This is a genomic window from Aureimonas pseudogalii (assembly GCF_014196835.1).
GTDB lineage: Bacteria > Pseudomonadota > Alphaproteobacteria > Rhizobiales > Rhizobiaceae > Aureimonas > Aureimonas pseudogalii.
The window spans coordinates 574,587-583,446 of record NZ_JACIEK010000001.1 but is presented as its reverse complement, the minus strand read 5'-3'; the positions used below and the strand labels follow the sequence as shown (position 1 = coordinate 583,446).

The following is an 8,860-nucleotide window of genomic DNA, read 5'->3' as shown; positions in this document are numbered from 1 at the left end:
TGCCCCATGAAGAGCAAGGGTGCCGGCCTTGTTCTGCGCTGCTGCGGCACCGCATCCATGAACCAGCACCTTGGCGGAGATCGTTCGCTGCCGATCCCGGCGGCCATGCCGTTCTGATCCTCGATCGCGTCGGCTGGCACATGACGCCGAAGCTCGTCGTGCCCGCCAACGTCACCCTCTCTTCCTGCCGCCGCGAGCGCCCGAACCGAACCCGGTCGAGAGCGTCTGGCAGTTCCTGCGCGACAACTGGCTCTCCCACCGCGTCTTCACCGACGACGACGACATCGTCGCCCACTGCTGCGAGGCCTGGAACAAGCTCGTCGAGCCGCCTTGGAAAATCATCTTGATCGGTATGCGCGATCGGGCGCATCGGTCCTGATCAGCTCGCGTTGGCATGAAACTTCGATGGTGTGGAACGGCCCTTCGAGGCGGCATCGAAGGTGCCTATCTCGGCGATCCTCTCGCCGCGAGACAGAAGAACCCGCTCCATGGAGACGATCACCACCATCGGTCTGGACCTTGCCAGGTCGGTCTTCCAGGTTCACGCCATCACGCAGGAGGGCCGCGTCGGTGTTTGGAAGACGCTGCGGCGGTCTCAGGTGCTGGACTTCTTTCGCGCTCTCCCGCCCTGTCTCGTCGGACTCGAGGGCTCTGCCAGTGCCCATCACGGGGCCAACGCGATCGGCCAGTTCGGTCCTACGGTGCGGATGATGCCGGCGGCCTACGTCAAGCCTATGGGAAGCGCGACAAGGCCGACGCAGCCGATGCAGAGGCGATCTGCGAGGCGGTGACGCGCCCTACCATGCGCTTCTTGCCGATCAAGACGCCGAACAAGCAGGCCGCCTGCATGGTTCTGAAGATCCGAGAGCTGTTCGTGCGTCAGCGAACCCGGACATCGAACGCGATGCGCGCGCGCAGGGCCGAGCCCGGCATCACCGCCGCGACGGGCATGGCCAGCATCGACAAGCCGATCGCCATCCTGCGCGACGAGGCGGAGGGGCGACACCTCGATGTCGATCAGACCGTCCGTTGCGATGCGCCGATGAGCGCGTGACTTTGATTCAGGCGATCGACATGGTGGATCTCATCCTGGCCAGCGGTCCAGGACCGCGCTCACAGGCCGGACAGATGACGGCACCGTCCGACGGCGATTGACGGCGATTGACGGGGCGATCGCCTCGCAAACCGGGCCGTCCCACACAGGCAACGGAGCCCGCGAAAGAAGTCCAGCACCTGCGATAGCCGCAGCGCCCTTCGGACGATGACGTGGCCGTCTTGCATGATGGCGTGAACCCGGAGAACCGATCTGGCCCGGTTCAGACAGATGGTGATGATCTTTTCCGTGGAACGGTTCCTTCGGTCCCGCGGCGAGGGACCACCACGATCGGCATCTTCGATGCCCGCCTTGAAGGGGCGTTCCGCCACAAAATCGCGATCGCAGTGAGCCTTGGCGATCTGGAAGCGGTGGAATGGGCCCCTTGGGCCGGACGGGATCGCGAAAGTCTCTTTCTAGACCCGGCCCCGCATGCTCTTCAGCTCGCTCAGAACTCGGAGACCTGGCCCCAGGCGGCGGCCGTCAGTCGCGCGGGGTCGTAGGGGCGGGGATCGACGATCGGCGTGTCGCCCGTCACGAGATCGGCGGCGAGATGGCCTGCGCCCGTGCCGATGCCGAAGCCGTGGCCGCTGAAGCCGGCGGCGAGAACGAAGCCGGGCAGTGCTTCGATCGCGCCGATCGCGGGCACGCCGTCGGGTGTGGAGTCGATGAAACCCGCCCAACTCGCCTCGATCCGCGTCCCGCGAAGGGCGGGAAGAAGCGCTTGCGCGCGCCGGTGCGTCTCCGCCACCAGACGCGCGTCGGGTCGAGGGTCGAGGATGCGGCAGCGCTCCATCGGCGTCTGCGCGTCCAGGCGCCAACGCGCCGTCGTCTCGAAACCGGCGCGCCAGGCCGCCGCGCCGCCCGGCCGAAGCGAGCGCCAGCGGCGCGCGAACATCGGCACGAACTCGCGGGAGAAGAGGATCTTCTGCGGGCTCGGATCGACGCTTGCCCGGCCACTGATCGCCAGCGTGTGCCCGCCGTTCGCCCCACGCCGCGTCACCGAGATGTCCGCGGTGTGCAGCGCGTCGGGAAGGCCGTCGATGCCCGGCGAAACGCTGAGGATGGAGGAACGCACCGCCGATTGCGGAAAGCGGATGCCGAGCTGGCGGCAGAAGGAGGAGGCCCAGGCGCCGCCCGCCATGACGACGGCCTGAGTGCGGATCGTCCCGCGTTCGGTGACGACGCCGGACACGCGGCCGCCGCTCGTCTCCAGCCCGCGCGCGGCGCAGTCTTGCAGAACGGTTCCCCCGGCCTTCACGAGGCCGAGCGCGATGACGGGGGCGGCGCGCGAGGGATCGGCGACGCCGTCATGGGGCGAGAAGACGCCGCCCTTCCAGTCGCGGCCGGTCGCCGCCCCGCGCCGAGCGGCTTCTTGCGCATTCAGCATATGGGTCTCGACGCCGACGCCGCGGGCGAAATCACGCCACTTCGCCCAGGCCGCGATCTCCGCCTCGTTCTGGCTGAGATAGAGCAGGCCGCAACGGCGAAAGCCCGCGTCTTCGCCGATCTCCTCCGACAGCCTGTCCCAGAGATCGAGGCTGCGCGTGGCGAGCGGGAGTTCGCGCGCGTCGCGGTTCTGCTGGCGGCACCAGCCCCAGTTGCGGCTGGACTGTTCGGCGCCGATGCGGCCCTTTTCCAGAAGCGTGACCGAGATGCCCCGACGCGCGAGATAATAGGCGGTGGACACGCCGACGATCCCGCCGCCGATGACGACGACGTCCGAGGCGTCCGGCAATGCGGAGGCGGTCTGGATGGCGAGAAGGGGCGCAGGCATGGCGTTCTCCGGCTGACGCGTCCATTCTAGGGATCTCGGCGGAGAGGCACCTGCTGCAATGCACGCGGCGACGGCATAATCTGCCGGACCGACGATCGATCCGCATCCGATCCGCGTCGTTTCCTCTCTTGCGGTCGTTGCAGGTCAGGCCGTCCCGGAACTTTGCGAAGAGCTGGAATTCGGCATAAGATATCGGCCGAACGGGATCGGCCCGTGTTCGACGAGGTCCCCGATGAAGCTCGACCGCATCGACGTGAAGATCCTCTACGAACTGCAGAAGAACGGCCGCATCACCAACGTGGAGCTGGCCGATCTGGTCAGCCTCTCGCCGAGCCCCTGCCTGATGCGCGTGAAGAAGCTGCAGGAGGCCGGGTTCATCGCCGGCTATTCCGCGCAGATCAACGTCGCCAAGCTCGGACAGACCTTCACGGTCTTCACCGAGGTCACCCTCAAGAACCATCGGCAGATCGACTTCGCCCGCTTCCTCGCCGTCGCGCAGAAGGAGGATTCGGTGATGGAGTGCCACCTCGTCTCCGGCGGCTACGACTATCTCATCAAGTTCGTGGCGAGCGGCATCACCGAATATCAGGAGACGATGGAGCGCCTGATCGACATGGAGATCGGGATCGACAAGTATTTCAGCTTCGTCGTCCTCAAGACCCCGATCGCCAAGACGTACATGCCTTTGACGAGCCTGTTCCCGATGTGACTTCCCCGCAGGGGAGGGGGCGGCGCCGTTCGGGTCAGGACTTCGTCTTGCCGAGGAAGCTCGCGGCTTCGGGGTCGAGATGGAGGCGGTCGAGCCAGGTCGGGTCGAGCCTAGGCGTCGATTGGTGCAGGAGGCGCGAGTACGGATGGCCCTCGCGCGCACCGAAGGCGTCCGGCCCCAGCTCCTCGATCTTCTCGCCGGCATACATCACCGCGATCCGGTCGCAGATCGAGCGCACCATCGACAGATCGTGGCTGATGAAGATGTAGGACAGGCCGAGATCGCGCTGCAGCTGCTTGAGGAGCTCCATGATCGCGGCGGCGACCACGGTGTCGAGCGCCGAAGTGATCTCGTCGCAGATGATGAGATCGGGCTCGGCAGCCAAGGCGCGCGCAAGGTTGACCCGCTGCTTCTGGCCGCCGGAGAGTTCGGCCGGCAGCCGGTGTTTCAAGGCGCGGGGCAGGCGCACCATGTCGAGAAGCTCGTCGAGCCGCGCTTCGCGCGCCCGGCCGCGCAGGCCGTGGTAGAAGGCCAGCGGCCGGCCGAGAATGTCGCCGATCGACTTGGCCGGGTTCAGCGCGGTGTCGGCCAGCTGGAACACGATCTGGAGCCGGCGCATGTCCTCGCGCGAGCGGGCGGCAAGGTCGCGGCCGAGCGGGCGTCCGTTCATGACAACGCTGCCGGCAAAGGGCGGGATGATGCCGGCGATGACGCGGGCGAGCGTGGACTTGCCGCAGCCCGATTCGCCGACGATGCCGAAATTCGTGCCGCGCGCGATGGTCATGTTCACCGAGCGCAACGCCACGATCCGAGGCTGTCCGTTCGGCTGGATCGGGCCGAAGCCTGCGGAGAGATTGCGGACGTCGAGAATGTCCGTCTGATCGCCCAGCGGTTCGACAGCCCGCTCCGTGCGCGGCGCGTGCTCGAACGCCGCCAGAAGCTCGCGCGTATAAGCATGGGCCGGCGCCTCGATGATCCCCGTCGTCGTGCCGCTTTCCTGCACCATGCCGTCGCGCAGCACGACGATGCGGTCGGCGATCTGCGCGACCACGGCGAGGTCGTGGCTGACATAGACGCCGGCCATGCCCTTGGCCTTCATCACGGACTTGAAGACCCGCAGCACCTCGATCTGCGTCGTCACGTCGAGCGCCGTCGTCGGTTCGTCGAAGATGACGAGCCTGGGATCGCCGATCAGCGCCATGGCGGCCGCGAGCCGCTGCAGCTGGCCGCCGGATACTTCGTGCGGGTAGCGCGCGCCGATCGTCTCGGGGTTCGGCAGGGCGAGGGCGCGAAAGAGATCCACCGCCTTCCGGCGGGCCTGCGCATCCGGCATGAGATCGTGGATGCGTGCGACCTCGACCACCTGGTCCATGACGGTGCGGGCCGGATTGAAGGCCGCCGCGGCGCTTTGGGGGATGTAGGCGACATCGCGCCCCCGCATCCGCGCCCGGGCGCGCTCGCAGATCGCGGCCATGTCGGTTCCGCCGACGCTGACGGCACCGCCGGAGATGCGGCAGCCGGGACGCGCATAGCCCATCAGCGTCAGCGCGATCGTCGTCTTGCCCGATCCGCTCTCGCCGATCAGAGCGACGATCTCGCCGTCGGCGACGTCGAGGTCGATGCCGCGGATGATCTCCACGGTTCGGCCGCTGTCGGTCTTGGCTTCGACGGTGAGGCCGCGGATCTCGACGAGGTTCGCCATCATGCGCTCCGATCGCGGATCTTGCGGGGAAGGTTGTCGATCAGAAGGTTGACGCTGATCGTGAGGCTCGCGATCGCGAGCGACGGGACGATCACGGCCGGTGCGCCGAAGGGCAGGCCGCCGATGTTCTCGCGTACCAGCGCGCCCCAGTCCGCATAGGGCGGCTGCACGCCGAGGCCCAGAAACGAGAGGCCCGACAGGAGCAGCACGACGAAGACGAAGCGCAGGCCGAGATCGGCGAGAACCGGGCCGACGATGTTGGGCAGGATCTCCGCGCCGATGAGGTAGAGCGTGCGCTCGCCCCGCGCCTTGGCGACGGTGACGAAGTCCATCGCGTTGACGTTGACCGCCAGCGCCCGCGCGAAGCGGTAGGCGCCGGGCGTGTAGATGACGGCGAGCGTTCCGACGAGGACGGGAATCGAGGAACCGATGCCGGACACCACAACGAGGCCGAAGAGCTTGCTCGGGATCGAGTTCAGCGCATCGAGAAAACGGCTGAGACAGGTGTCGAACCATCCGCCCGTGACCGCCGCCGCCATGCCGAGCGCGACGCCGGTGAAGCAGGCGAGGGCGACGGCGGCGAGCGAGATGCCGACCGTGTAGCGCGCCCCCATCAGGATGCGCGAGAGCATGTCGCGGCCAAGATAGTCGGTGCCGAGCCGGAAGGCCTCGCTCATCGGGCCGAAATAGTCGAAATCGACGATCTCGCCTGCGGGATAGGGCACGAGGAGGGGCGCGAGGATGGCGACGAGCGCCCAGACGAGGATGACGGCGAGGCCGATCATGCCGACGACCGGGAAATGGTGGCCGGGGCCTTTGCGGCGCTGCGGGGCGGCGGTGACGACGGTCATCGGCGGAGCCTCGGGTTGGCGGCGATGGCGACGAGATCGGCCGTCGTGATGAGCGTGAGATAGCCGAGGCAGAAGATCATCGCGCAGGTCTGGATCAGCGGCAGGTCGCGCGTGGCCACCGCGTCCACCATCAGCTTGGCGATGCCGGGATAGTTGAAGATCGTCTCGACGATGATGACGCCGCCGAGAAGATAGGACAGCGACAGCGCCACCGCGTTGACGACGGGCCCGAGCGCGTTCGGCAGGGCATGGCGCAGCACCATGCGCGAGCGGGAGGCGCCCTTCAGCAGCGCCATCTCCACGTAGGGCGCCTTCAGCGTCTCGATGACGGCGGCGCGCGTCATGCGGATCATCTGGGCCGAGATGACGAAGGCGAGCGTGATCACGGGCATGGCGAAGACCCGCAGCAACTCGCCGAAGGAGCGGACCTCGTTGGCGAAGGCGAGCGCCGGCAGCCATTTCAGGTAGACCGCGAAGACGAGGACGGCGGAGGTCGCCACCATGAATTCCGGGATCGAGATCAGTCCGACGACGAGCGTCGTCACGATCCGGTCGTAGAGCGAGCCCTTGAGAACCGCCGTCGTGATGCCGAGCGCGAGCGCGATGGGAACGGACACGAGGCTGGTGACGGCGGCGAGCTTCAACGTGTTGGCGAGGCGACCGCCGATGAGCTGGGCGACGGGCATGTTCGAGGAATAGGACATGCCGAGATCGCCGGACAGAAGCCCGAGCAGCCAGCGCCCGAAGCGCAGGATGGCGGGATCCTCGAGATGCATGGCGGTGCGAAGGCCCGCGACGGCTTCCGGCGTCGCGGACTGCCCGAGCAGGATCTCCGCGACGTCTCCGGGCAGGAGTTCGGTGGCGAAGAAGATGGTGAAGGCGACCACGAGAAGCGTGACCAGCGCGATGCCGAGCCGGCCGAGCATGAGCGGCAGAAGTCTGGACGTCATGCTCGGGCTCCTTCGTTACAATCGCTGATCGCTGCATCCTCGATCGGACGGCCGGGGGAGGATCTTGCCCCCGGCCGCCATGGATCTCGGTCTCGGCTCAGGCTTCGAGCCAGACGTGTTCGGCAAAGGCGTAGCCCATCTGGCCGCCGAGCGGGTTCGGCTGCAGGCCCTTCAGCTTGGCAGACAGCGCGTCGACGTTGGACAGGAAGGCCGGGATGATCGTGCCGGCCTCGTTGGCGATCATGCCCTGCATCTCGCCGTACATCTGTTTGCGCTTGGCCTGGTCGAGCGAGCCGCGCGCTTCGAGCAGCATCTTGTCGAACTTCGGCGAGGCGTACTTGCTCTCGTTCCACGGCGCGTCGGACGCGTAGAGGAGCGAGAAGAGGATGTCCGGCGTCGGGCGGGGGTTGATGTTGCCGAAGTGGACCGGCGCCTTCAGCCAGTAGTTCGACCAGTAGCCGTCGGAGGGCACGCGCTGGACGTCGAGCTTCATGCCGACCTCGGCACCGGCGGCCTGGACGATCATCGCCATGTCGATCGAGGAATTGGCGGCTTCCGAGGCGACGATCGGGATGGACGATCCAAGAAGGCCGGCCTTCTCGAAGAGCGACTTGGCGCGCTCGGGATCGAAGGCCTTCGCCTTGACCTCGGGATTGTAGAAGGCCGAGGCCGGCGAGATCGGCTGGTCGTTGCCGATTTCGGCGAGGCCGCGCATGACCGACCTCTGGATCTGCTCGCGATTGACGAGATACTTCATGCCCTCGATGAAGCCCGCCTTCTCGCCGGGGCTCATGTCGAGGCGCATGTTCAAGTTGGTGTAGTTGCCCGAGGTCGTCTTCGACAGGGCGACGCCCGACTGGCTTTCGACGAGACGCATCGAGCGCGGATTGATCGAGGCGGCGAACTGGATGTCGCCCGAGAGCAGCGCGTTGACACGGGCTGTGTCGTCGGGAATCGCGAAATACTCGAAGCTGTCGAGATAGGGGCCGGTCTCCTTCCAGTAGTTGGCGTTCCTGACCGCGACCGAGCGCACGCCCGGCTCGAAGACCTCGCAGACGAAGGCGCCGGTGCCGTTGGCCTTGGCGAAATCGGTCGTGCCGTCCGCGATGATCATGAAATGGTTCATGGCGAGGATGGTGGGAAGGTCGGCGTTCGGCGCGGCGAGCGTGATCTCGACCGTGCCGGAATCCACCGCCTTGATGCCGGTCATCTGCTTGGCGATCGTGTTCACCTTGGAGCCGACGGCCGGGTCGAGATGGCGGTTCAGCGAGTAGACGACGTCGGCGGCCTCCAGCGTCTTGCCGTTGTGGAAGGTGACGCCCTTGCGCAGCTTGACGGTCCAGACCTTGGCGTCGGCGCTCTCGATGCTTTCGGCCAGTTCCATCTGCAGGACGTCGCCGTCGGCGAGGAAGGTCAGGCGGTTGTAGAAGGCGCAACAGCGCACGTAGTCGGTGGAAAGCGAGGCTTTGGCCGGATCGAGCGTGTCGGCCGTGGAGGCCGAGAAGCCGGCCGCCTTGATCGAGCCGCCCGAAACGGGGGTCGCCGCGAGCGCGGTCTCGGCGCGCCCGAGGATCAGACCGCCGGCCGCGATGCCGATGCCGCCGAGCATCATCATCTGCAGGAGTTCGCGGCGGTTGGCGCCGCGCTTGATGGCGTTCTCGACCATGGCGTCGTCGCCCCGGGTCCAGTTGGTGAAGCGGCCGTCGGTCATCTCGTTCCCCTTGCGTTGACGTTGGTGATGCGACGGTTCGGCCCGCGCCTTGCGGAGAACCGGACCG

General features: G+C 67.0%; 7 protein-coding genes and 1 pseudogene. 3 read left to right on the top strand and 5 right to left on the bottom strand.

Going from position 1 to position 8,860, the window contains the following annotated elements; genetic code table 11:
- Positions 1-70 precede the first annotated feature (70 nt).
- Together GGR04_RS02725 and GGR04_RS24705 are read left to right on the top strand one after the other, a co-directional pair.
- Positions 71-379 carry a transposase gene (locus GGR04_RS02725; RefSeq protein WP_183197588.1) on the top strand — a complete coding sequence of 103 codons (309 nt, stop codon included), beginning with the start codon at positions 71-73 and terminating at the stop codon, positions 377-379.
- Between the two features lie 109 nt (positions 380-488).
- Positions 489-1,003: pseudogene (locus GGR04_RS24705) on the top strand (transposase); the annotation flags it as partial.
- Between the two features lie 538 nt (positions 1,004-1,541).
- Here GGR04_RS24705 and GGR04_RS02715 read toward each other — a convergent pair.
- Positions 1,542-2,870, bottom strand: coding sequence for an NAD(P)/FAD-dependent oxidoreductase (locus tag GGR04_RS02715; protein WP_183197586.1), 1,329 nt, complete (start codon positions 2,868-2,870; stop codon positions 1,542-1,544).
- 232 nt (positions 2,871-3,102) lie between these two features.
- Here GGR04_RS02715 and GGR04_RS02710 point away from each other — a divergent pair, with 232 nt between their 5' ends.
- On the top strand, positions 3,103-3,579 hold the full coding sequence (locus GGR04_RS02710) for an Lrp/AsnC family transcriptional regulator (RefSeq protein ID WP_183197584.1): 477 nt from the start codon (positions 3,103-3,105) through the stop codon (positions 3,577-3,579).
- 34 nt (positions 3,580-3,613) lie between these two features.
- On the opposite strand, the gene GGR04_RS02705 is transcribed toward GGR04_RS02710, so the two are convergent.
- From GGR04_RS02705 to GGR04_RS02690, 4 genes are all read right to left on the bottom strand, one after another.
- The gene (locus GGR04_RS02705; RefSeq protein WP_183197582.1) at positions 3,614-5,281 is read right to left on the bottom strand and encodes an ABC transporter ATP-binding protein; all 1,668 of its coding nucleotides are present in this window, start codon (positions 5,279-5,281) and stop codon (positions 3,614-3,616) included.
- The gene (locus tag GGR04_RS02700) at positions 5,281-6,132 is read right to left on the bottom strand and encodes an ABC transporter permease (RefSeq protein WP_183197580.1); all 852 of its coding nucleotides are present in this window, start codon (positions 6,130-6,132) and stop codon (positions 5,281-5,283) included. The genes GGR04_RS02705 and GGR04_RS02700 overlap by 1 nt, the downstream gene beginning before the upstream one ends.
- Positions 6,129-7,082 (bottom strand): ABC transporter permease, encoded by a 954-nt coding sequence (locus tag GGR04_RS02695; RefSeq protein ID WP_183197578.1) that lies wholly within the window; start codon positions 7,080-7,082, stop codon positions 6,129-6,131. Before GGR04_RS02695 ends, GGR04_RS02700 begins: the two co-directional genes overlap by 4 nt.
- A 97-nt stretch (positions 7,083-7,179) precedes the next feature.
- On the bottom strand, positions 7,180-8,793 hold the full coding sequence (locus GGR04_RS02690) for an ABC transporter substrate-binding protein (RefSeq protein ID WP_183197576.1): 1,614 nt from the start codon (positions 8,791-8,793) through the stop codon (positions 7,180-7,182).
- Between the last annotated feature and the right edge of the window lie 67 nt (positions 8,794-8,860).